Origin of the sequence: Streptomyces sp. PA03-3a, assembly GCF_033792735.1 — a bacterium.
In the GTDB taxonomy this organism is placed as follows: domain Bacteria; phylum Actinomycetota; class Actinomycetes; order Streptomycetales; family Streptomycetaceae; genus Actinacidiphila.
The window spans coordinates 67,060-89,042 of sequence record NZ_JARAVM010000020.1 but is presented as its reverse complement, the minus strand read 5'-3'; the positions used below and the strand labels follow the sequence as shown (position 1 = coordinate 89,042).

Annotated in this window: 20 protein-coding genes; 7 read left to right on the top strand and 13 right to left on the bottom strand. The window is 74.5% G+C overall.

Annotated elements, in window-relative coordinates:
• Nucleotides 1-33 precede the first annotated feature (33 nt).
• Entirely contained in the window at nucleotides 34-1,443 is a 1,410-nt protein-coding gene (locus tag PV342_RS23925) for an MFS transporter (RefSeq protein ID WP_500318646.1), read from the top strand.
• Between the two features lie 231 nt (nucleotides 1,444-1,674).
• On the opposite strand, the gene PV342_RS23920 is transcribed toward PV342_RS23925, so the two are convergent.
• A complete protein-coding gene (locus tag PV342_RS23920; RefSeq protein WP_500318675.1) occupies nucleotides 1,675-2,880 on the bottom strand; it encodes a hypothetical protein in 1,206 nt (401 codons plus the stop codon).
• Between the two features lie 234 nt (nucleotides 2,881-3,114).
• Between PV342_RS23920 and PV342_RS23915 the strand changes: the two genes are divergently transcribed.
• Both PV342_RS23915 and PV342_RS23910 read left to right on the top strand, forming a co-directional pair.
• Nucleotides 3,115-4,884 (top strand): RNA ligase family protein, encoded by a 1,770-nt coding sequence (locus PV342_RS23915; protein WP_500318645.1) that lies wholly within the window; start codon nucleotides 3,115-3,117, stop codon nucleotides 4,882-4,884.
• Nucleotide 4,885: 1 nt separating this feature from the next.
• On the top strand, nucleotides 4,886-7,723 hold the full coding sequence (locus PV342_RS23910; RefSeq protein ID WP_500318644.1) for a poly(A) polymerase: 2,838 nt from the start codon (nucleotides 4,886-4,888) through the stop codon (nucleotides 7,721-7,723).
• An 18-nt stretch (nucleotides 7,724-7,741) separates the two neighbouring features.
• Here the strand turns inward: PV342_RS23910 and PV342_RS23905 are convergent, their stop codons facing one another.
• Nucleotides 7,742-8,746: a methyltransferase gene (locus PV342_RS23905; RefSeq protein ID WP_500318643.1), complete on the bottom strand. Its 1,005-nt coding sequence runs from the start codon at nucleotides 8,744-8,746 to the stop codon at nucleotides 7,742-7,744.
• Between the two features lie 158 nt (nucleotides 8,747-8,904).
• On the opposite strand from PV342_RS23905, the gene PV342_RS23900 reads away from it, so the two are divergent.
• The gene (locus tag PV342_RS23900; protein ID WP_500318642.1) at nucleotides 8,905-10,224 is read left to right on the top strand and encodes an acyltransferase family protein; all 1,320 of its coding nucleotides are present in this window, start codon (nucleotides 8,905-8,907) and stop codon (nucleotides 10,222-10,224) included.
• A gap of 41 nt (nucleotides 10,225-10,265) precedes the next feature.
• On the opposite strand, the gene PV342_RS23895 is transcribed toward PV342_RS23900, so the two are convergent.
• The 5 genes from PV342_RS23895 to PV342_RS23875 all read right to left on the bottom strand — a co-directional run bounded on the left by PV342_RS23895 (nucleotide 10,266) and on the right by PV342_RS23875 (nucleotide 14,033).
• Nucleotides 10,266-10,658 (bottom strand): DUF4259 domain-containing protein, encoded by a 393-nt coding sequence (locus PV342_RS23895; RefSeq protein WP_400807641.1) that lies wholly within the window; start codon nucleotides 10,656-10,658, stop codon nucleotides 10,266-10,268.
• Nucleotides 10,655-11,314, bottom strand: coding sequence for a response regulator (locus PV342_RS23890; protein WP_361011760.1), 660 nt, complete (start codon nucleotides 11,312-11,314; stop codon nucleotides 10,655-10,657). Before PV342_RS23890 ends, PV342_RS23895 begins: the two co-directional genes overlap by 4 nt.
• Nucleotides 11,315-11,316: 2 nt before the next feature.
• On the bottom strand, nucleotides 11,317-12,264 hold the full coding sequence (locus tag PV342_RS23885) for a sensor histidine kinase (protein WP_500318641.1): 948 nt from the start codon (nucleotides 12,262-12,264) through the stop codon (nucleotides 11,317-11,319).
• Nucleotides 12,265-12,325: 61 nt separating this feature from the next.
• The gene (locus PV342_RS23880; RefSeq protein ID WP_500318640.1) at nucleotides 12,326-13,543 is read right to left on the bottom strand and encodes a cation:proton antiporter; all 1,218 of its coding nucleotides are present in this window, start codon (nucleotides 13,541-13,543) and stop codon (nucleotides 12,326-12,328) included.
• Nucleotides 13,544-13,547: 4 nt separating this feature from the next.
• Complete coding sequence (locus PV342_RS23875) at nucleotides 13,548-14,033, bottom strand: cation:proton antiporter regulatory subunit (RefSeq protein ID WP_472975024.1); 486 nt, start codon at nucleotides 14,031-14,033, stop codon at nucleotides 13,548-13,550.
• A gap of 320 nt (nucleotides 14,034-14,353) precedes the next feature.
• Here PV342_RS23875 and PV342_RS23870 point away from each other — a divergent pair, with 320 nt between their 5' ends.
• Nucleotides 14,354-15,124, top strand: a complete 771-nt coding sequence (locus tag PV342_RS23870; RefSeq protein WP_400808101.1) for a CAP domain-containing protein — start codon at nucleotides 14,354-14,356, stop codon at nucleotides 15,122-15,124.
• Nucleotides 15,125-15,163: 39 nt separating this feature from the next.
• On the opposite strand, the gene PV342_RS23865 is transcribed toward PV342_RS23870, so the two are convergent.
• Nucleotides 15,164-16,525 (bottom strand): sensor histidine kinase, encoded by a 1,362-nt coding sequence (locus tag PV342_RS23865; RefSeq protein ID WP_400808103.1) that lies wholly within the window; start codon nucleotides 16,523-16,525, stop codon nucleotides 15,164-15,166.
• Nucleotides 16,522-17,232, bottom strand: a complete 711-nt coding sequence (locus PV342_RS23860) for a response regulator transcription factor (protein ID WP_500318639.1) — start codon at nucleotides 17,230-17,232, stop codon at nucleotides 16,522-16,524. The genes PV342_RS23865 and PV342_RS23860 overlap by 4 nt, the downstream gene beginning before the upstream one ends.
• Before the next feature lie 36 nt (nucleotides 17,233-17,268).
• On the opposite strand from PV342_RS23860, the gene PV342_RS23855 reads away from it, so the two are divergent.
• Both PV342_RS23855 and PV342_RS23850 read left to right on the top strand, forming a co-directional pair.
• Nucleotides 17,269-17,844 carry a hypothetical protein gene (locus PV342_RS23855; protein WP_400808109.1) on the top strand — a complete coding sequence of 192 codons (576 nt, stop codon included), beginning with the start codon at nucleotides 17,269-17,271 and terminating at the stop codon, nucleotides 17,842-17,844.
• A gap of 86 nt (nucleotides 17,845-17,930) precedes the next feature.
• Nucleotides 17,931-18,713, top strand: a complete 783-nt coding sequence (locus PV342_RS23850; RefSeq protein ID WP_400808111.1) for a FadR/GntR family transcriptional regulator — start codon at nucleotides 17,931-17,933, stop codon at nucleotides 18,711-18,713.
• On the opposite strand, the gene PV342_RS23845 is transcribed toward PV342_RS23850, so the two are convergent.
• The 4 genes from PV342_RS23845 to PV342_RS23830 are packed head-to-tail and all read right to left on the bottom strand — an operon-like array spanning nucleotide 18,698 to nucleotide 21,981.
• A complete protein-coding gene (locus tag PV342_RS23845; RefSeq protein ID WP_500318638.1) occupies nucleotides 18,698-19,534 on the bottom strand; it encodes an amidohydrolase family protein in 837 nt (278 codons plus the stop codon). The genes PV342_RS23850 and PV342_RS23845 overlap by 16 nt on opposite strands.
• Nucleotides 19,531-19,869 (bottom strand): L-rhamnose mutarotase, encoded by a 339-nt coding sequence (locus PV342_RS23840; protein WP_386991821.1) that lies wholly within the window; start codon nucleotides 19,867-19,869, stop codon nucleotides 19,531-19,533. The genes PV342_RS23845 and PV342_RS23840 overlap by 4 nt, the downstream gene beginning before the upstream one ends.
• Nucleotides 19,866-21,047 (bottom strand): mandelate racemase/muconate lactonizing enzyme family protein, encoded by a 1,182-nt coding sequence (locus tag PV342_RS23835; protein WP_500318637.1) that lies wholly within the window; start codon nucleotides 21,045-21,047, stop codon nucleotides 19,866-19,868. The genes PV342_RS23840 and PV342_RS23835 overlap by 4 nt, the downstream gene beginning before the upstream one ends.
• 31 nt (nucleotides 21,048-21,078) lie before the next feature.
• Complete coding sequence (locus tag PV342_RS23830) at nucleotides 21,079-21,981, bottom strand: carbohydrate ABC transporter permease (protein ID WP_220093355.1); 903 nt, start codon at nucleotides 21,979-21,981, stop codon at nucleotides 21,079-21,081.
• Between the last annotated feature and the right edge of the window lie 2 nt (nucleotides 21,982-21,983).

The window sequence follows — 21,983 nt, the reverse complement described above, 5'->3', positions numbered from 1 at the left end:
CTGAGCCCCTGTGTACGGGATGAGGTCGAGGACGTGCCGTTCGCGGAGGCGGCCGGCGGTGGCGGGCCCGCGTCCGCCGCCGTGCCGGGCCCCGGTGCCGGGCCGTGGTCGCGGGCGCCGCTGCTCGCGGTGTGCGCCGGCTACTTCATGGTCATCCTTGACGTGACCGTCATCAACGTCGCGGTGCCCGTGGTGGGCCGCGAGCTGTCGGCCTCCCTCACCGGGATCCAGTGGATCACCGACGGGTACACGATGGTGTTCGCGGGCCTGCTGCTCACCGGCGGGGCGCTCGGCGACCGGCTCGGCAACCGCCGGGTCTTCTGCACCGGCGTGGCCGTGTTCACCGTGTCCTCCGCGGCGTGCGCGCTCGCACGGGACGCCCCGGCCCTGGTCGCCGCTCGGCTGGCCGAGGGACTCGGCGCCGCACTCATCGTGCCCGGCTCCCTGGCGCTGCTCCAGCAGGCCTACCCGCTCCCCGCCGCGCGGTCGCGGGCCGTCGGGCTGTGGGGCTCGATGGCCGGCATCGCCGCCTCCGCGGGGCCGCTGCTCGGCGGGCTGCTCGTGTCCACGGTGGGCTGGCGGTGGGTCTTCCTGGTCAACCTCCCCGTCGGCGTCGCCTGCCTGGTGCTGACGCTGCGGCACGTGGCGCCCTCGCCCCGGCGGGCCGACCGGGCGCTGGACTGGCCCGCGCAGTGCGCCGTCGTGGCCATGGTCGCCCTGCTGACCGCCGTGCTCAACGAGGCCGGGCGGCGCGGGTGGACCGATCCGGCGGTCCTCACCGGCGCCGGCCTCGCCCTCCTCGCCGCGGCGGCGTTCACGGTGCGTGAGCGGCTGGCCCGCGCACCCGCGATCCCGCCCCGCATGCTGCGCTCCCGGGCGGTCGGCGGCGGCTCGCTGACCGGGCTGCTGTTCAACTTCGCCTTCTACGGCATGGTGTTCACCGCCAGCCTCTCCTTCCAGCACCAGCGCGGCTACAGCGCGCTGGGCACCGGCCTCGCCCTCTTCCCGGCCGTGGCGACGACGATGTTCGCCTCCGTCCTGTCCGGGCGGCTGGCCCGCAGGACAGGGGACCGCCCGCTGGTCGTCAGCGGCATGCTGCTGGGCGCACTCGGACTCGCCGGCTGGGCCGCGGCCGGCCCCGACCCAGCCTACCCGCTGCTCGTCGCCCCCATGATGGCCGCGGGCTTCGGCACCTCCTTCGCCCTCACCGGCACGACCACCACCGTGATGGCGGCCGCACCCCCCGGCTGCTCGGGCACGGCCTCCGCGCTGTTCAACACCGCCCGCCAAATCGGCAGTGCCGCAGGTGTGGCCTTCGGCGGCACCCTCCTGGCCACCGCCGCCGACCAGGGCAGGGGCCTGCGCCTGTCCATGGCCGCCGGCGCCCTCGCCTACCTGACCGCCGCCGCCCTGGCCCTGCGGTGCGTCCCCCGGAAGTCCTAGGCTCTCCCCGCGCACCTGGTCGACGAGGCGGGACCGCCCCCGACGCGCCCGGTCCACCTCTGTCAGAACGATCCCGGCACGCGCGAGGACCCGCGAAGGGCGAGACGCTGCTGGGCGGTCACCGCGCTGCGCCTCCCGCGCCGCGCCGATGACGCGCACGGCGCAGCCCGAGGAGGGAGCCGACCGCACGACCTCGGCGAACGTCGGCGAACTCCGGTGGCGGGGGCGCCGTTACGTCGTCGCCTGCCGGCCCTGCGGCGAGGCCGCGTTCGTCCTGCAGCCGACCGCTCCCCGGCCGTCGTCGGGTTCCGGCTGCGCGGAACGGTCCCCGCCTTCGCGCGGTCGACTCCGGGCGGAGGGCCGGTCGCCCGAGGACGTCACCACGGGCACCGGTGAGGCCGGGAGCGGTGCCGCGCCCGCGTACCGTGCGACGAGGCTCAGCGGCGCCGGCTCGGGCGGCGCCGGCCGGACCCCGGTCGCCGACGGCGCGGGCCCCAGGCGCGACCAGCTCCGCTCGTCGCCCCACACCGAGAGCGGATCGACGTAGGGGCGCAGCAGACCGGTCAGCACCGGGTCACCGCGGCCCGCGAGTTCGTCCGAAGCCAGCTTCCGCGCCACCCCGGCGAGGAAGTCGGCGAGCTGGATGCGCGCGTCATGACGCGACTCGGCCAGCCGGAGCCCCGCCAGACGACGGCCCGGGGGCAGTGACGCGCCGAGCCGCGTGATCCGTTCCTCGGTGAGCGTGTTCTGCCGGTCGTGCACGATGTGCACCGGCGCCCCGCCCTCACCCCAGCGCGCGACCGTGCGCTCCAGCGCGGGGAAGAGCGGATCCAGCGGTTCCACCGCCCCTGGCTCGGCCGCGAGCCGCGCCCGGAACGCCTCCGCCCGGGGCCTCGCCCGCCGCAGCACCGCGAGGACCCCGGACGAACCCGCGTCCCCGCCGGGTGCCGGACGCAACTCCTCCAGCGCCCGGTAGAAGGCGTCGACGGGTGCTTCCCCGTCCTCGTGGTTCCTGCGGCGCACCAGGTCGTTGCCGGCCCGGAGGAACGCCCGCCACCCCGAGGGCTCCACGGCGCCGCGCCCCTCGCGGTAGAGCGCCGCCGCCGTGGCCGCCGCGGCAGGGCCGCCGTCCAGCACGTCGAGGACCGCCAGGAGCACGAAGTACGACTTGTCGACGAGGTGCACGGACGCATGACCGTGCAACGGGCCCGCGGGTCCCAGCAGCCACTCCAGCACCGCCCGGTGCTTCTCCCGCAGCAGGTGGTTGGCCTTGTACTCCTCCGCGGGAGACCTGATGCGCTCCCGTATCTCCCGCAGCGCCCCGGCGGCGGCGTCTCCCGCGACGCACACACCCGCGTGGGCGAAGACATCCGTGTTCCCGCTGATCAGGTTCTCGCCGTCCGAACCCGACTCGTCGCAGGCGACCTCCAGGAACATCACGCGCCCATCATCGCGTCCGCCCTCCGTCGCCACCACGCATTTTGCGGCCCCTCCCGGCTCGCGGGGGCGGCGACATCGTGCGCGGGACTCGAAAGCGCCACGCCCGCATCGACCGTCGCGTCCCGGAGTCCTCCCGCTCCGCGCGGGCGCCCCCGATTAAGCGATGGCTCCGCTGGTTCCCGCGCTTCTACAGTGAGCGCGCACCAGAACGTCACGGGGGATTCCGGCACCATGCGCACGCACTATCCACGCACACCGCATCTGCCCTGGTCGCCAGGGGCCACTCCCGACGACGTACGCGCCGGGGACCCCGGCGCGCTGCGGGGCCGCGAGGTCGTCGTCACCGAGAAGCTCGACGGCGAGAACACCACCCTCTACCGGGACGGGATGCACGCCCGGTCGCTCGACTCCGCCCACCACCCCTCCCGGGCGTGGGTCAAGGCGCTCCAGGGACGGATCGGCCCGCTCCTCCCGCCCGGCCTGCGGGTGTGCGGGGAGAATCTGTACGCCCGGCACTCCCTCGCCTACGAGGGCCTGGACAGCTGGTTCCACGGCTTCTCCGTCTGGGACGGCGACCGGTGCCTGGACTGGGACCGCACGGTCCGCTTCCTGCGGGGGCTCGGGATCCCGGTGCCGCCCGTGCTGTGGCGCGGCACGTACGACGAACGCGCGCTGCGCGCCCTGCGCCTGGACACCACACGCCAGGAGGGCTACGTCGTCCGCACCGTCGAGGGCTTCCCCTACGAGGAGTTCGGCCGCCGTGTCGCCAAGTGGGTGCGGGCCGGCCATGTGACGACCGGCACCCACTGGATGCACGCCCCCGTCGTCGAGAACGGGCTGGGCCCCGCCGCCCCGTTGTGGGCGGTGCGCTCCGGCGCGGCTCCCGACGCCGGAGCGCTCGCCTCAGCGGTGGGCCTCGCCGTCACCGACTCCGACTCCGGCTCCGGCTCCGACGCCTACTGCGACCCCGGCTCCGCCGACCGCGCCGCCGACGTCTCCGCCCGGCTGGACGGCCTTCGCCGCACCGGGGACGCCCGCCTGTCCGGGGTCCTCGCCGCCCTGCTGCACGACATCCCCCGCGCCCGCCTGGCGGCCCGCCTCGCCGGACCGCTCGGCATGCCGCAGGCCCGGCGCGTGGCCGACCTGGCCGGACTCCACCCGGCGCTGCAGCGCCCGTACCCCGACGAGGACCGGGCGGCCGGTCTCGCCCGCATGGCGCTCGCCGCGGACCTCGGCGTCCTGCACGCCGTGGCGGCCGCGGCGGCGCCCGACCGCGAGGCCCGTGAGCAGACCGAGTGGTCGGCTCTGCACGCCGAGGAGGCGGGCCTGCTCGGCCCCGACCCGCTCGGCCCGCTGCGCCACGGACTGCGCGCGGCCCTCGCGGACCTCGACCACGAGGCCGCGGACCGCTGCTGGGCCGAGGCCCGCGCGGCGTACGCCGCCGGGCGGATCGGCGGCGCGCAGGAGGCCGTGGCCGCGACCTGGCGGTGGCGTACCGGGGAGTTCCCCCGCCTGATCCACCTGACGGGACCCGCGGGCAGCGGCAAGAGCACCTTCGCCGGCACCCTGCCCGCCGGCGTCGTCCGCATCGCCCTCGACGACCTGCGCCTCGCTCGCGGTTCCCGCGCCGACCAGCGCGCCAACGCCGACGTCCTGCGCGAGGGACTGCGCCGGCTCGACAGCGCTCTGGCCGGGCGTGCGACGGTGGTGTGGGACGCGACGTCCCTCACCCCGCACCAGCGCTCCCTGGTACACGCGGTGGCCCGCCGCCGCGACGCCCTGGTCACGCACGTGGTGAACCTGGCCGGCGAGGAGGAGCTGGCCCGGCGCAACGCCCGGCGCGCCCACCCGGTGCCGCCGGCCGTACTGACCGCGCAGGCCCGCCGGTTCGCCCCGCCGTACCCCGGCGAGGCCCACCGCACCTGGTACGTCGGCGCGGACGGCGCCGTCGGCGACACCGACGGCTCGCTCGGCGGCACCGCGACCGGACAGGAGGCGTGACATGCGCACCAGCGAGGAGATCTACCACCGGGTCCGCTGGGACGCCCGGTTCGACCCGGCGCGCTTCGTGATCGGCGTGCACCAGCGCAACGCCGCGCCCAAGCGGATCCCGCTGCCCGCCTTCGTGCCGGGCGGCGACATCCCCTGGCACCGCGTGCTGTTCGTCGAGGCGGACGGAGAACTCGTCTGGGACCGGGCCACCGGCACCGACCGCATCGACGCCACCGGCGCAGGGCGGATCCGCGACCCCCGCCTGCTGCGCCCGCCGTTCTTCGCCGCCCGTGTCCCGCACGCCTGGGACGAGGACGGGCAGACCTGGCGACCGGTCGAGCGGCCGGCCGCCGTCCGGACGGGACCGGCGGACGGCGGCCGACTGCGCGTCCTGACCTGGAACACCTTGTGGGACCGGTACGACGGCCACCGGATCGGCACCGCCCGCCGCCGCCCCCTGCTGCTGCGCGCACTGGAGGAGACGGACGCCGACGTCATCGCCCTGCAGGAGGTCGAGCCCGCGCTGCTCGACATGCTGCTGCGGGCCGGCTGGGTGCGCTCGCGCTACACCCTGGGCACCGACCCGGCCGGACGCGACACCGACGACACCGGGGTCCTGCTGCTCAGCCGGCTGCCCGTACGGGAGGCCGCCCAGCACGCCCTCGGCCCGCACAAGGCCGTCGCCGCGATCACCGTCGAGACGTCCGCCGGACCGCTGGTGGTCGCCGCCACCCACCTCAGCAGCGACCACTCCGACGACGGCCCGGCCCGCAGGCGGGCCGAACTCGCCCGGCTCGCCGAGGGACTCGCGGGTGTCGAGGGCGGTCTGCTGCTGCTCGGCGACTTCAACGACGGCGGCGACGCGCCGGCGCGCGCCCTCGGCCTGCACGACGCGTGGACCGAGGCGCACGGGCCGCACGACCGCACCCCCAGCTTCGACCCGGCGGTCAATCCGCTGGCGGCGGTCTCCTCGCTCAGCGGCCGCGCCTCCCGGCTCGACCGCGTCCTGCTGCGCGGCGGCGGACCCCGCGTCACGGGTGCCCGGCTGCGCGGCGACACCCCGGCCGAGGACGGCCTGTACATCTCCGACCACTACGGCGTGGAGGCCACCCTCGCCCTCACGACGGGCGCGCAGGACGAGGCCGAAGACGTCCTGGACCTGCCGCCCACCGCCCGCACCGCCGTGGCGTGGCTGCCACCGGACGAGCTGTGGCCCGCCGTCCAGGCGGTCCGCCGCGACCACGATCCGCAGATCCACCGCTGGCCGCCGCACGTCAACCTGCTCTTCGGCTTCGTGCCGGAGTCCGCCTTCGAGCGCGCCGCACCCCTGCTGTCCGAGGCCGCCGCCGGCGTCCCGCCCTTCACCGCCCGCCTCGACGGGGTGCACACCTTCGGGCACCGCGAGGACGCCACCGTCTGGCTCGACCCGGCGGCCGACGGCGGCACCTCCTGGGCGGCCCTCCGGCACGCCCTCGCGCGCCGCTTCCCCCGCTGCCGGGGACGCGCCGAGGGCTTCACCCCGCACCTGTCGCTCGGCCGCACCCGGGACCCGCTGCGGGTGGCCGCCGACTGCGCGGCCCGGCTGCGCGGGAGCACGGCACAGGTCGGCGCACTCGCCCTGCTCTCCCGGCGGGGGGACGAACCGATGCGGGTCCGGGCCACGGTCGCACTCGGCACGGGGGAGCTGCGCTGGGTGCCCGACGCCGCCGAGGCGGACCCCGTCACGAGCGAGGACGACCTCCCGCACGCCGAGGACACCGCGCGGCGCGTCGCCGGCGCCCTGGGCGACGGCGTGGTCCACCTCGCCGGCTCCCGCCGCATGGGCTGCGCGCTGCCCGGCGCCGACCTCGACCTCGTCGCGGCGCTCCCGGGCCCCGCCGACATGGGCGCGGTCACGGCCAGGGTGACGGCCGCGCTGCCGGAGGCCACCCGCGTACGGGAGGTGGCCGGAGCCCGCGTACCGGGACTGCGCTTCCGTGTCGGCGCGCTCGACGTCGACCTGGTGGTCGTCGCCACCGGCCGCCTCGACCCCGTCGAGGCCGTGGCCCGCCGCGCCGGACTCGGCGAGGCCGCCGCCGTCGCGCTGAGCGCCGTCAGCGACGCCGACGCGGTCCTCCAACTCGCCGGTGACCACGACCGCTTCGCGGGCCTGGCCCGGGAGGTGAAGGCGTGGGCCCGGGCACGCGGCCTGGACTCCGCCCCCTTCGGCGGCCTGCCCGGACTGGCCTGGGCGCTGCTCGCCGCCCGCACCGTCCACGACACCCCCGGCCTGGCCGGCGCCGAACTGCTGCGGCACTTCTTCGCCACCTGGGCGGCCTGGGACTGGCGTCGACCGGTGGGTGCCGCCGGGCAGCCGGGCCCGGCGGTCTCCATCGCGACCCCCACCGAGCCCTTCCGCCCGTGCAGCGCGCAGGTCGGCCCGGACGGACGCGACCTGCTCGTCCAGGAGCTCTACCGCGCCTGGGAACTGCTGGAGTCCGCGGCCGGAGAGGGCGCCGATCCCCGGCCGGCCCTCGCCGCCCCGCCCCCGCTCCACCGCCGCCACGCGGCCTGGGCGGTACTGGCCGTCCACGCGGCCACGGAGGCGGAGTTCGAGGCCACCCTCGGCCGGGTCCGGGGCCGGGTCCGCGCACTTCTCACCGCGCTGGAGGACGCCGGCACCGGCGGCGTCCACGCCTGGCCCCGTCCCTTCCGTACCAGCACCCGTTCCGCCCACTACGCCATCGGCCTCGGCCCCACCCCGCCGGACGCGGCCGGCCTCGCCCGGATCACGGGTGCGTGGAGCCGCGGCCTTCCCGGGGTCGAGGTGACCCGGGCGGAGGGCGGTGCCGTACCGACGCTGCGGTGAAGGGGGCACGCGGCGCGGTCAGGCGGCCGTGAACTCCACGATCCCGATGTCCCCCGCCGTGCGCACCGAGGCCACCTGCAGCCCGGCGTCCGCGCCGAGCGCGGTCAGCGCGGCCACTCCGCGCTCCCGGCCGCCGAAGTACACCAGCATGCGCAGGTCCATGGCGGCCACGGTCGACTCCCGGTCGGCGCCCACCTTCTCCACGACGAGCACCCGGCCGTGCTCCCCCGCGGCCTCGGCGCAACGGCGCAGGACGGTCCGCGCCGCGTCGTCGTCCCAGTCGTGCAGGATCGCGCAGAGCAGGTAGCCGCCGGCCCCCTTGGGCAGCGCGTCGAAGAAGCTGCCCCCGACCGCGTCACCGCGCCCGTCGAGCCCGGCCGCGGCCAGCGTCGCGCGGGCCGCGCCGGCCGTGGCGGGCTGGTCCAGCACCGTGCCGCGCAGCCCGGGGAAGGCGGTGAGCAGCGCCGCCAGCAGTGTCCCGTCGCCGCCGCCCACGTCGACCACGTGCCCGAGCGCGCCCCAGTCGTACGCCGGGACCAGCGCGGTCGCCCACCCTGCGACGTCGGCCCCCATCGCCCGGTCGTACGAGCGGGTCCGCTCCTCGTCGGCCGCCAGGTCCTCCCAGAACCCGCGGCCGTACTGGCGCGGGAAGGCGGCCGTGCCCGTGCGGACGCTGTGCGGCAGCTGCACGAAGGCCAGCTCGGCCCGGCCGAGGCCGCCCTCGGTGTCCAGCCACTCCCGCAGCCCGCCCGGATGGCCCGACCTCAGTTCCTCGCCCCGCGCCGTCAGCGCGTACCGCCCGCCGCCGTCCCGGGCGACCACCCCGACACCGGTGAGGTGCCGCAGCAGGCGGTCCAGCGCGCCCGACTCCGCCCCGGTGTCCTGCGCCAGCTCGGTGGCGGTACGGGGCCCCTCCATCAGATGGTCCGCCAGCCCGAGCGTTGCCGCGGTGCGCAGCGCCATCGGCGTCACCAGATCCGCCAACCGCCAAAGGGACACGTCCTGTTGCTCCTCGCCCGTCATCCGCGCCTTCCTCTCCTCGCGACCGGCCGGCCAGCCTTGCCCCGACGCGTGGGCCCTGCAAGCGATTTACCCCGGTCAGGTTGCGCCGCGGCCACGAATCGATTGCGGCCGGCGCCAATCGCGGCGCGGCGCGCCGGGGTCGGGCAGCATGACGCGGCATGGAGCGAGACCGGTACGTCGACTTCCTGCGCGCCCTGGCGATCTGCATGGTCGTGCTCGGCCACTGGCTGATCACCGCCCTCGTCCGCGAGCCCGGCGGCGTGATCGCGGCTCCCGAGCTCCTCGCGGAGATCCCCTGGACGCAGTGGCTGACCCTGGGCTTCCAGATCATGCCGCTGTTCTTCCTCGCCGGCGGCCATGCCGCGGGCGGCTCCTGGGCCCGCACCCGGGCGGCCGGTGGCACGGCGGCGCCCTGGCTGGCGCGACGGGCCCTGCGTCTGCTGCTGCCCGCGGCCGCCTACTGCGGGCTGGTGCTGCTCGCCGTCGGGATCTGCTCGGCGGCCGGAGTGGACCGGAGCACGCTCCGGCTCGCGGGATGGGCGATGGCCATGCAGTTCTGGTTCCTTCCGGTCTATCTGCTGCTCAGCGCCCTCACCCCGGTGCTGCACGCGGCACACCGGCGCTGGGGGCTGCGGGTCCCGGCGGCGATGGGCGCGGTCGCGGTGGCGGCGGGCACGCTGGTAACGGCGGGCGCCCCCGCCTCCCTCGGTCCGGTCGACTACGTGCTGGTCTGGGGCGTGGCCTACCAGCTCGGGTTCTGCTGGCGCGACGGGCAGTTGACGCGCCCGCTCGCCGCCGCGATGGCGGTCGGCGGTGCGCTGGCCTTCACGGCGCTGATCACCCTCGGGCCGTATCCGGTGAGCCTGATCAGGGTCACCGGGGAGACCGTCGGCAACACCGACCCCCCGTCGCCGGCCATGCTGGCCTGGGTGGTGGCCCAGGCCGGCGGATGCCTGCTGGCGGCGCCCGCCGCCCGCCGGGCCCTGCGGGGCGTACGCGTGGGGCGGGCCGTCGCCTTCCTGGGCGGCGCGAGCATGACCCTGTATCTGTGGCACATGCTGCCCGTGCTGCTCGCCGCTGTGTTCTACCTGGCCGGTCTCGCCCCCGGCGCCCCCTTCGGCAGCGCCGCGTGGTGGGCGCTGCGGGTGCCCTGGCTGCTGGTGCTCGCGGTGCTCCTGGCGGGCGTGCTGGCCGTACTGCGCCCGCTCGAACGCGCACTGGCCCGTCTGTCCGGCGCCCTGGCCCCGCCGCCCGGCGCCCGCCACGACCGCCCCGGCCTCCTGTGGGCGGGCCTCGCCTGCTGCGTGACGGCCCTCGCCTACTGGTCGGTGTACGGCCTCGCCCCCGACGGCCGTTTCCCCACCCTGCCGGCACTGGCCTTCGCCGTCGGCACGGCACTGGTGACGCTGCCCCACCGCCCCGCGGCGGGCACGCCCGGCGACGGCGGGACCGCGGCGCCCGTGCGGGAGGCCGCCTGACGCGACCCTCCGCGCGCCGGCCCGCGACCGAGCGCGCCCGGTCACGGCCGCGCCCCGCGCTCGGCGAGTTCCGCCAGCGCGTCGAAGGTGGCGACGAGGACCCCGCGCCGCTGCGCGCGGTACTCCGGCGAGGGGTCGAGGCCGTCGATCGCCCCGTCCCAGGCGGCGAGGAAGGCGGCCTTCCACTCCCGGACCCTCGCCGCGGCGGGGAGGACCGCGCCCGCCCAGCCCCGGGAGGCGATCAGGTGCAGCAGCTCCACGTTGCAGGGCACGGCCACGCCCCAGTACTCGTCCGGCTCCAGCGTCCCCGGGGCGCCGGCCACGGCGTCCTCGACCTCGCGGACCAGCCGCCCGGTGACCAGCGACAGATGGTCGGCCGCCGTGTCCTCGTCGAAGTTGCCGCTGCCCCAGCCGCCCATCGCTCCTCCGCTCACGGTTCGATCAGCCCGGCCCGGATCGCGTACCGGGTGAGTTCCAGCCGGTCGCGCAGCCCCAGCTTCTGGAGAATGTTGGCACGGTGGCGCTCGACCGTCTTGGCGCTGATGAAGAGGATGTCCCCGATCTCCTTGGAGGTGTGGCCCTCGGCGACCAGTTTGAGGATCTCCTCCTCCCGGTCGGTGACGGCCCGCGCCGGCAGCGGCTCGCCCTGCCGGGCGCGTTCCAGGAGGTTGCGCACCAGCGCGGTGAGCGCGCCCGGATAGATGAACGGCTCGTCGCGCACCGCTGCCCGGCAGGCCTCCACCAGGTCGCGGTCGGCGACGGACTTCGGGACGTAGCCGCTGGCCCCGGCGCGCAGCGCCTCGAAGAAGAACTGCTCGTTGTCGTGCATCGTCAGCATGAGGATGCGCAGCCCGGGCCGCAGCCGGGACAGTTCGCGGGCCGCCTGGAGGCCGGTGAGGCGGGGCATGGCGATGTCGAGGACGGCCAGGTCGAGTTCGTGGGCGCGGGCCTGCTCGATGGCCTCGGCGCCGTCCCCGGCCTCCGCCACGACGGTCAGGTCCGGTTCGTCGTCGAGGATCATCCGCACGCCGCGGCGCACCAGCGCGTGGTCGTCGGCGAGCAGGATCCGGGTCTTCGCCGCCTCGGGCACGGTCAGCGGTCCTCCTCGCGCACGGGGACGTCGAGCCGCACCTCGGTGCCGCCGCCGGGACCGGGACCGAGCGTGAGCCGCGCCGAGACCAGCAGGGCGCGTTCGCGCATCCCCCGGATCCCGGCGCCCTCCGGGGCCCCGCCCAGGCCCTTGCCGTCGTCGCGGACGGTCAGGCGCGCACCGCCGTCGGTGCGTTCCAGGCGGAGGTCCACCCGGCCCGCGCCCGCGTGACGCGCGGTGTTGGTCAGGCCCTCCTGCGCGACCCGGTACAGGACCAGCTCGGTCTGCTCGTCCAGGGCGGGCAGACCGGGGTCGAGACGGAGCCCCACCGCCAGCGCCGCGGAGGTGAACTCGGCGGTCAGCGCCCGCAGCGCGCTGTGCAGCCCGAGTTCCTCCAGCACCCCGGGCCGCAGCCGGCGCGCGATGCGGCGGATCTCCTCCAGGCTTCCGCGGGTGGTCTCGCGGACCTGGTGCAGCTCCTCGCGCAGCGGGCCGGGCGCCAGTTCGCTCACGTGCCTGAGCTGGAGCAGCACGGCGGTGAGCGTCTGCCCGACCTCGTCGTGGAGTTCCTGGGCGACGCGCTGGCGCTCGGCCTCCTGACCGGACAGCACACGGGCGCTGCCGGCGGCCTGCTCGCTCTCCAGCCGGTCGAGCATGGTGTTGAACGTCGTGATGAGCTCGGTGATCTCCCCGTGCCCGGTGGCCGCCGGCCGGCTCCCCGGCCGCACCAGGTCCGCCGCCGCCATGGCCCGGGTCAGCCGGCGCAGCGGCGCCAGCCCGACCCGGAGCAGTACGGCGTTGGCGACCAGCATCGCGACCAGGCCCGCCACGACCACCGCCGCCTCGGCCGGCAGGACGGGGGAGGAGACCGTGACCGGCCCCAGCAGCAGCATCGTCGCCACCATCAGCACGACGGCGTTGAGCAGGAAGATCCGCCAGAACAGCGACACGGCTCAGGGCCTCCTCTCCGGGTGACGCGCGGGAACGGGTGCCCGCCGGGGGGCCGGGCGGTCAGTCCCCGGCGACGGGGGACGGGGTCCGTTCCAGCTCGGCTCCGCTCGTGGGCGCCGGGGCGCGGCGCCGGGTCAGGGCGCGCGCCAGCGGCTCGGTGTAGCGGGCCGTCAGCGGGCCGAAGACCACCAGCAGCAGGACGTACGCCGTGGCCAGCGGGCCCAGCGCGGGCTCGATCCCCGCCGTGACCCCCAGTCCCGCGATGACGATGGAGAACTCGCCGCGTGCGACGAGTGCCCCGCCCGCCCGCCACCTGCCGCGCACCGCGACCCCGGCACGGCGGGCCGCCCAGTACCCGGTGGCGATCTTGGTCAGGGCGGTGACGACCGCGAGCGCCAGCGCCGGCAGCAGTACCGGCGGGATGCTGGCCGGGTCGGTGTGCAGACCGAAGAAGACGAAGAACACCGCCGCGAACAGGTCCCGCAGCGGACTCAGCAGCGAGTGCGCGCCCTCGGCGACCTCCCCGGACAGCGCGATGCCGACCAGGAACGCGCCCACCGCCGCCGACACCTGCAACTGTTGCGCGATACCCGCCACCAGCAGCGTCAGCCCGAGGACCACGAGCAGCAGCTTCTCCGGGTCGTCGCTGGAGACGAACCGGGAGATCACGCGCCCGAAGCGGACCGCGAGCAGCAGCACCAGGCCCGCGGCGGCCAGCGCCACCGCCAGCGTCACACTGCCCGCCGCCCAGCCGACCCCGGCCAGCAGGGCGGTGAGGATCGGCAGGTACACCGCCATCGCCAGGTCCTCCAGGACCAGGATGCTCAGGATGACCGGCGTCTCGCGGTTGCCGAGCCGTCCGAGGTCGCCCAGCACCTTGGCGATGACCCCGGACGAGGAGATCCACGTCACACCCGCCAGGACCACCGCGGCCACCGGGCCCCAGCCGAGCAGCAGCGCAGCCGCCGCGCCGGGCAGGGCGTTGAGCGCGAGGTCGACCAGGCCCGACGGATACTGCGTCTTCAGGTTCCCGATCAGGTCGCCGGCCGTGTACTCCAGGCCGAGCATCAACAGCAGCAGGATGACGCCGATCTCGGCGCCGATCGCCACGAACTCCTCGCTGGTGCCCAGCGGAAGGATCCCGCCCTCGCCGAAGGCGAGGCCGGCCAGCAGGTACAGGGGGATGGGGGAGAAGCGCAACCGTCCGGCGAATCTGCCGAGCAGGCCCAGACCGAGGATGATGGCGCCGAATTCGATGAGGAAGACCGCGGAGTGCAAGGGCTCACTCCCGCCCGAGTATCGCGGCGGCGGCCTCGACGCCCTCGCGGGTGCCGATCACGATCAGCGTGTCGCCGCCCGACAGGCGGAAGTCCGGTGCGGGGGAGGGGATCGCGTCGGCCCTGCGCAGCACGGCGACGATGGAGGCGCCGGTGTCGGTGCGCATCCGCGTCTCGCCGAGCAGGCGGCCGTTCCAGTGCGAGGTGACGGGCAGTTCGATGCGCTCGGCGACCAGGCCGAGGTCGGTCGTGTGCAGCAGGTTCGGGCTGTGGTGCGTCGGCATCAGCGCGTCGACCAGCGATGTCGCCTCGGGCCCCGTCAGCCGCAGCGACTGCGCGCACGCGTCCGGGTCGTCGGCGCGGTACACGTTCACCGTCCGCGATCCGTCGCGGTGGGCGACCACCGACAGATGGCGCCGGTCCCGCGTGGTGAGGTCGTACCGGACACCGATGCCCGGCAATGGTGTCGTGCTCATCCGCGGAGCAGGCACAGCTCGAATCCCTTCACGGATGGCGCGCAGCCGCCCGGTTGCTTGTCCGTTTCGCCCCCTGTGGATCCTCATCCTTTCACCCGGGCGAACCGGGCCGGTATGGGTGCTGACACCCATCGCGGGCCCGTGTGACGGTTCCCACACCCCGGACGGAAAAGGCCGGTGGAACCGCGGTCGTACCTGAGCGCAGCCTTATGTGTTCTTGAAGATCCGCTCCCGACCGGGGAGTTCTCCGCCCGGGGCGCCTAGGGTCGCAGTGCCCGGCACGTCACGTTCGGACGTGCCCGGTGGAGTTCCCGTCGTCCGGAGGTACCCCGCGCATGAGTTCCCACAGGAAACGACCCCGCGCCCGCCGCGCCCCCTCGGCGCGGTCCTGGCCGCTGGCCGCCGCGGTGGCGACGGTCGCCGCGGGCGCCCTGGTCGGGGCCGGAGCGCAGTTCGGGAACAACGCCGGCAAGGACAAGGCGTCGCTGGCGGCCGGCGACCGGGAGAGCGACGACCCCGTCGCCTCCGACGTACGTCCGGAGACCGCGAGTCCGAGCCCGACGACCGCGAGCCCCAGCACTTCCGCCACCCCGGAACGGCGCAAGCCGTCCTCGCGGCCCACCCGCACACCCCGGCCCTCCGCCACGCCGACCCGCACGGCGGTCCCCTCACCGGCCAGGACGACGATCGCGGCGCAGCCCCCGCGGTCCGACGACGGCGAGGATTCGGTGGTCGAGCAGATCGTCCGGCTGGTCAACGAGGAACGGGCCTCGGCCGGATGCCGTCCGGTGACGCTGGAGGAGCGGCTCACCGACGCCGCCCAGGACTACACGGACGTGATGGCCCGCTCGGGTGTGCTCTCCCACACCGGGCCCGACGGGTCCACCATGGCCGGTCGCGTCGAGGCGGCCGGCTACCAGTGGTCGACGCTCGGCGAGAACATAGCGGTCGGCCAGCGGACCGCCGCCGCGGTGATGGACGCCTGGATGAACAGCGAGGGCCATCGGGCGAACATCCTCAACTGCAGCTTCGAGCAGATCGGAGTCGGCGTGAACACGTCGTCCAACGGTCCCTGGTGGACCCAGGACTTCGGCACGCCCCGCTGAACAGCCGACCGGCCGGTCAGCTGGGGCGGCCGGTCGGCCTCAGGCGGGGTGCGGGTGACGCCTCGCGCGTCGGGCCGCTTTCCTTCCCCCCACAGGCGGCCCGCCGGCGAGCCCGAGTGTCACCCGCACCCTGGCCCCGCCCAGCGGGCTCCCGGTGATCTCCATGCCGCCTCCGGCGGCGGACGCCGCCCGCTGCACGATGTCCAGACCGAGGCCCGTGGAGCCGCCGACGCTCACCCCGCGGGCCCGGGCGGTGTCCGGATCGCCGATCCCCGGCCCCGCGTCGTCCACGGTGAGCAGCACCGCCCGGTCGGTCCGCTCCACCGTCACCGCCAGCGCCGTGCCCTGCGGCGTGTGCCGGAACACGTTGCCGATCAACGCGTCGACGACCGCTGCGAGGTCGTCCTCGCCGAGCGGGACCGCGGTCGCCTCGCCGGCGGCCTCCAGGCGGCACTCCCGCCCCTGCTGCGCCGCCAGGACGGACCAGAACTCGACCCTGCCGCGCACCACGGCCGACGCGTCGCACTCCTGCGGGCGGCCCGGGCCCTCGGGCGAGGCCGACAGCGGTGTGCGGGCCGCGTCGATGATCGAGTCCAGCTCGCTCTCCAGGTGCGCGATCGCGGCCTCCATGTCCTCGCCCCGGTGACCGGGGACCTCGGCGGCGATCCGTTCGGCCTCCAGCTGCAGACGGGTCAGCGGCGTCCGCAGGCGGTGCGAGAGGTCCGCGACCAACTCCCGTTCCATGGCAAGCAGTTCGACGACCCGGTCCGCCATCGTGTTGAAGGCCGTCCCGGCCTCCTGCAGTTCCGGCGGCCCAGCGGGCTCGACCCGGATGTCGAGTTCCCCTGCGCCCAGTGAGCGCGACGCGCGGGACAGGCCCCGGGAGGCGCGCACCACGCGCGCGCCCAGCCGGTCCGCGACCAGCACCGACCCCGCCACCAGGCCCAGTGCCAGCAGCGCCATCATCGCCCAGGACGCCTTCACCCCGCGGTCCAGGTCGGCGCGAGGGACGAACGCCTCCACCACCGCCACCCGGTCCCGGGCCAGGATCACCGGCTGCAGGTAGACCCAGCCGGCGGAGGTGTCCGAGGCCATGGTCCGGCGCCCGTCGGCCGCCCGGTCCAGGGCCTCCTGGGAGGCGTGCACCGTACCGACCAGCTGCCCGTCGGGCAGGCGCACGCTCAGGTGGTCCCCCGAGTCCAGCCCGGCCACCGCCTGCTGGACGTCCGCGGGACGGGTGGTGAGGGCGAGCACCGGCGCCAGCGCCGCGGCCCGCTGCTCGGCCACCGTGGTCGCCCGCGTACGGGCCTCGGACTGCACCAGCAGCGCCAGCGGGATCAGGAAGGACAGCGCCACCATCGACGTCACCGCCAGCGCCACCCCGGCCAGGGCGCGTCTCATCGCGGCGTCACCAGTTTGATGCCGACGCCCCGGACGGTGTGCAGGTAGCGCGGATGCGAGGCCCGTTCGCCCAGCTTGCGGCGCAGCGCCGACAGATGGACGTCGATCGTCTGGTCCTCCACGTAGGCCTGCTGCCACACGTCCGCGAGGATGCGGCTGCGCGCCACCACGCGGTCCACGTGCTCCGCCAGATAGACGAGCAGGTCGAACTCGCGGCGTGTCAACCGCAGTTCCCGCCCGTCGTGGTACGCCGCCCGGGCCGGTACGTCGATCAGCAGACCGCCCACCCGCAGCGCGCCGGCCGTGCCCTCCGGGGCCGCCGGGCCCTGCGGCTGCGCGGGCGCCATGGCCGACCGGCGCAGCACCGCCGTCAGCCGGGCCACCAACTGGCCCCCGGAGAACGGCTTCACCAGGTAGTCGTCGGCACCCGCGTTGAGCAGCCGGATCACCTCGCTGTCGTCGTCGCGCGCGGTGGTGACGAGGACCGGGACCCGCGAGATGCCGCGCAGCATCCGCAGCACGTCCACCCCGTCCAGGTCCGGCAGTCCGAGGTCGAGCACCACGGCGTCCGGTGGACGCTGCGCGGCCTGCCGCAACGCCTCGAAGCCGTAGGCCGAGCTGTGCACCATGTGGCCGTGCGCGGTCAGCACCTCGACCAGCCTCGCGCGTATCGCGGGGTCGTCCTCGACCAGGAGTACGGATGCCATGTGGAGGGACAGTAGCCGGTCGGGAAGGATGACGGGGTGCCCCGGTACCTGCGCTACGTCGTCATATGGCTCTCGTGCACCGCGGTCAGCGTGACCGCGGTCATGCTCACCGTGGGCTTCGTGGTGGGCTCGACGCGCCCGACGCCGCCCGTCGCGCGGGACGTCCCCGAGAACGCGCTCGCCACCGCCGCCCCGTCCGCCGCGAAGCCTTCCCCCTCGCGTTCCGCGCCGGCGTCCCCCGCCGCGAAGCGCACCCCCAGCCCCGCCTCCACCCCCACCACCGTCCGCCGGCCCACCCGGACCCCCGTCCGGCCGGCCACCACCGCGCCGCCCGCCCGCGCCCCCCGCCCGTCCGCCACGCCCGTGGACTGCGGGACCGGCGGCGCCGGCGTCCACACCCTGCAGTCCCAGGGCGGCCAGGCCGCGGTGCGCTTCGGAGAGGACGCCGTCTGCCTCGTCTCGGCCGTGCCCGCCAGCGGGTTCACCGTCTCCACCCGGCGCGACGGGGCGCAGCAGCTGACGGTGACCTTCTCCGGTGACCGGCACCGCTCCGAGATCGTCGCCACCGCCACCCCGCAGAGCAAGGCGACCATCCGCGAGGTGTCCTGGTGACCGGGCGCGGACGGCGACCGGACTCTTGACATGTCGTGGACCGGAACCTTTCGACCGCGGATGGATCGAGCGATAAGGTCATACGTATGCCAGCCGAGCCGCAGCCCGCAACCCGTCTGTTCCCGCCACGTCTGCCCGCCGGCCGCTTGGGTGTCGCCGTCGTCGCCGAGCTCGTCGACCTGATCGTGACGGGCCAGTTGGAGGAAGGCCAGCTGCTGCCCCCGGAGGGTCCGCTGAGCGAACACTTCGGCGTGAGTCGCACGGTGCTTCGTGAGTCGGTGAAGCGGCTCGAGGAGAAGGGCCTGGTGATCGTCGCCCAGGGTCGCGGCACCCAGGTGCGGGCGCCGGGCTACTGGAACATGCTCGATCCGGTGGTGCTCTCCGCGTTGATCGACAACGATGAGACGCTCGGTATTCTCGACGAGCTGACGATCGTGCGGGCGAGCCTCGAGTCGGCGATGGCGGGCGCGGTTGCCGCCTCCCGCAGCGCGGACGGGTTGAGGAGGCTGGAGAACGCCCTCACCACGATGCGTGAGAGCGAGTTCGAGACGGACTCCTTCCGGCAGGCGGATGTGCTGTTCCACTACGCGCTGATGGATATCTCCGGCAACCGGCTGGCGGAGAACATCGCCAAGCATCTGTACAAGCGAGCCGTGGAGTCCAGCCGCTACCAGGGCATCGACCCGCCTGACGCGTTCGCACTGACGATGAAGGAACACGCGGCGATCGTCGATGCGATCTCGAGGAAGGACGTCGCCGGGGCCCAGAAGGCGATGCACGACCACATCCACATCTCGTGGGAGCGCCGCCGGCTGCCCGACCACGCGCCACGGGCGCGTGGTCGGGCGCTCGATCAGAAGAGCGAGTAGACGCCGACGGCGTTGCCGCCGAACACCCGCGCGCGTTCCGCGGCGGAAAGCCCGTCGAGCAGGGCTTCCAGGGCGGACTTCCACGGCGCCGCTCCGCCGCCGAGCTCAGCCAGCGGCCAGTCGGAGCCGTAGAGCAGACGCTCGGGGCCGAAGGACTCCAGGGCGGTCGCCACCGGGGCGGCGAGATCGGCCGCACGCCACGATCCGGGGGCGAGGCCCGACGTGAGCCCCGAGACCTTCGCGACGACGTTCGGTCGCCGGGCGAGCTCCCGCAGGTGCGACGTCCACGTGCTCCTGTCCTGCCCGGCCCCGGGTGGACCGCCCAGGTGATCGAGCACGAAGCGGAGCCCGCCGTGGCGCGCGGCCAGGCGGGTCGCCTGGGGGAGCTGCCACTCACGCACGACGAGGTCGAAGCAGAGGCCCTGACGCTCGAGTTCGGCCAGGCCCGCGCTGATCTCCTCGCGTGTCATCCACTCCGGGTCCGGGTCGATGTGGGCCAGATGCCGCACTCCGACGACGGGGACAGCGGCGTTCTCGCGGATCTTGTCGAGCTGAGGTCCCACCTCGGCCGCGAGATCGACCCACGCGACGAGGCCGGCGATGGCGGACGATTCCAACCCGGCGAGCCGGATGCTCTCGTCGAGGCTGTTGCTCGACTGCACGACCACGGCGCCGCCGAGTCCGGTCGAGGCCAGCATCCCGCTCAGATCGCGGGGCCCGAAGTCGCGGGCGATCGGCGCCATGGTCTCCGCGTCGATCCAGTCCTGCGGGTCCACGGCCCGGTCCCACAGGTGCACATGGGCGTCGATGCCTGCGTTCATGCGAGGTGCCACACTTCCTCGACGGGCTGCCACAGCGCCCCGGGATCACGCTCCTCGGCGATCCTCATCTGGCACGGGTCGGTGTGCGTCCACCACTCCTGCGACACCGGGTCCTCGGCGATCCGGCGCATGTCCGCCTCGTGGTCCTCGCCGACGTACTCGTAGTAGGCGAACAGGATGTCGCCGAAGATGAAGATGCTGTAGTTGCGCACGTTGCACTCGGTGAGCTTCCGCTCGACGCCCGGCCACACGGCACGGTGCAGCGCGAGGTACTCCTCGCGCTTCTCGGGCCGCACACCCACGACGAGGGCCCTGCGCTCAGGTCGACGCGTCACGAGGTTCGGCCTCCGTTGTGCAAAGGGTCGTCCATCACGTCCGGCTCGGCCACCATCCGCAGGGCGGCGCGCTCGGGCCGGATGTGCGGTCCGGTCGCCGCGGGCAGGGCCGCCGCGGCGCCGGCCGGTGACATCCGGGACTCGTCCACCACGATCCCGATGCCCGGGCGATCGCCCAGGACGATGCCTCCGTCGTCGAACTGCTGGTCGACGTCGAGACCGACGGGAAAGTGGAGATCCTGGACTTCGAAGGTCAGGAGGTTCGGCACGGCGGCGGCGGCGTGCGCCACCGGGTTCGCGTTGTACGCGACGGGGCTCACCGGCAGGTCGTGGGCGTGCGCGAGCGTCGCGACGCGCAGGAAGTGGGTGATCCCCCACACGTTGCCGACCTGCACGATGTCGACCGCGTTGGCGTCCAGCAGGGGACGGTACTGCTCCAGTCCGGTGAGGTTCTCGCCGGTCGCGATCGCCGCGCGCACCTTCCCGCGCAGCGTGGCCATGCCGGCCGCGTCCCAGCGGCGCAGCGGTTCCTCCACCCAGGTGAGGTCCATGCGCTCCTCGATGGCCGCGACGTACCGGGCCGCCTGGGCTTGGTTCCACGACTCGTTGGCGTCGAACATGAGCCCCGGACGGCGGGAGTTGCGGCTGAGGACATCGCGCATGATCTCCAGCCGGGGCAGGTCGCGGTCGAGGTCGCGGCCGCCCTTGAGCTTGCCGGCCTTGAACCCGCGGTCCGCGAACCGGCCGTAGAGGCCGGCGAGGTCGTCGTCGTCCAGACCGTACTCGAGACCGGACGCGTACCCGGGGACGAAGCGCTCGCGGCCACCTAGGGTCCGCCAGAGCGGCTCGTCGGCGGCCTTGGCCTTGATGTCCCACAGGGCCATGTCGACGGCGCCGACGGTGCCGAAGGTGGATCCCGAGTGACCTGCCTTGAACACCCAGTCGAGCATCCGGTCGTAGAGGGCCACGACCGACCGCGGGTCACCGCCCTCGATCGCGGGGAAGACGCGGGCGATGTCGGCGTGGGACCCGAGGCCGACTCCCTCGATTCCGGCGTCGGTCTCGATGACGAGGACGGGGACCGGCGTGGTGTGGCCGGACTGGACACCGTTGACGTCCCCGGTGATTCTGCCCCAGTCGTGAACGGTGCTCAGACTGCGGTACCCGGTGATCTTCATCGGCGGTGGTTCTCCTTGCATGTGCGAGAGGTCATTCCTTGGTTCCTCCTGCTGTCATTCCCGCGACCAGGAATCGCTGGGAGAACAGGAAGACGACCAGGACGGGCAGGATCGACACGATCGTCCCCAGCGCCAAGGTCGGCAGCTGAACGGAGTCGGATCCCGCGGAGCTGGGATTGAAAGCCGGGGTTGACGCCAGGAGCGAGGTGAGCCCGACCTGGACCGGGTAGCCGTCGCTCGACGGCAGCATCACGAACGGGAGGAAGAAGTTGTTCCAGTTCTGCACGAAGCTGAAGAACGCCACCAGGGCGACGATCGGGGCGGCCAGCGGGAGGGCGACCTTGGTGAAGACCTGGAACCCGGTGCAGCCGTCGATGCGCGCGGCCGCGAGGATGTCACGAGGGATGCTGGTGGAGAAGTAGATGTAGGTGAGATAGACGCCGAACGGGAAGAACGACATGGGCAGGATCACCGACAGCGGGCTCCCGATCAGACCGACGCTGTTCAGCTCGAGGAAGATGGGCAGCACCAGCGCGGTGTTGGGGATCAGCATGACGACGAGTGTCAGCACGAGCAGTGCCTGCCGAAGCCTGAACTCCGTGAGCGCGAGCGCGTAGCCGGCGGGGATGCTCACGAGCAGCGTGATCACCAGAGCGCCGATCGCGTACAGCGCGGAGTTGCCGATCCAGGTCGTCACCGCGCCGTCCTGGAAGTCGAACAACTGGTGCCAGTTGGTGACGAGGTCCGACCAGGACCCGATCGAGAACGGGTTGGCCACGACGAGCGTCTTCGAGGACTTCGTGACCGCGAGGAGCAGCCAGACGATCGGGACGGCGAAGAACAGGACGAAGACGGCGAGCAGGACGCCGATGATGGACCGGCCGCTCCACCCGCTCAGACTCGGCCGGCGGCGTTCGGCGGAGAGTGCTGCCATGG

What these genes read in the sequence shown, in the direction of transcription:
- PV342_RS23920 (WP_500318675.1), bottom strand. Translation starts at nt 2,880, where the DNA reads ATGTTCCTGGAGGTCGCCTGCGACGAGTCGGGTTCGGACGGCGAGAAC.
- PV342_RS23915 (WP_500318645.1), top strand. Translation starts at nt 3,115, where the DNA reads ATGCGCACGCACTATCCACGCACACCGCATCTGCCCTGGTCGCCAGGG.
- PV342_RS23910 (WP_500318644.1), top strand. Translation starts at nt 4,886, where the DNA reads ATGCGCACCAGCGAGGAGATCTACCACCGGGTCCGCTGGGACGCCCGG.
- PV342_RS23905 (WP_500318643.1), bottom strand. Translation starts at nt 8,746, where the DNA reads ATGACGGGCGAGGAGCAACAGGACGTGTCCCTTTGGCGGTTGGCGGAT.
- PV342_RS23900 (WP_500318642.1), top strand. Translation starts at nt 8,905, where the DNA reads ATGGAGCGAGACCGGTACGTCGACTTCCTGCGCGCCCTGGCGATCTGC.
- PV342_RS23870 (WP_400808101.1), top strand. Translation starts at nt 14,354, where the DNA reads ATGAGTTCCCACAGGAAACGACCCCGCGCCCGCCGCGCCCCCTCGGCG.
- PV342_RS23865 (WP_400808103.1), bottom strand. Translation starts at nt 16,525, where the DNA reads ATGAGACGCGCCCTGGCCGGGGTGGCGCTGGCGGTGACGTCGATGGTG.
- PV342_RS23860 (WP_500318639.1), bottom strand. Translation starts at nt 17,232, where the DNA reads ATGGCATCCGTACTCCTGGTCGAGGACGACCCCGCGATACGCGCGAGG.
- PV342_RS23850 (WP_400808111.1), top strand. Translation starts at nt 17,931, where the DNA reads ATGCCAGCCGAGCCGCAGCCCGCAACCCGTCTGTTCCCGCCACGTCTG.
- PV342_RS23845 (WP_500318638.1), bottom strand. Translation starts at nt 19,534, where the DNA reads ATGAACGCAGGCATCGACGCCCATGTGCACCTGTGGGACCGGGCCGTG.
- PV342_RS23835 (WP_500318637.1), bottom strand. Translation starts at nt 21,047, where the DNA reads ATGAAGATCACCGGGTACCGCAGTCTGAGCACCGTTCACGACTGGGGC.
- PV342_RS23830 (WP_220093355.1), bottom strand. Translation starts at nt 21,981, where the DNA reads ATGGCAGCACTCTCCGCCGAACGCCGCCGGCCGAGTCTGAGCGGGTGG.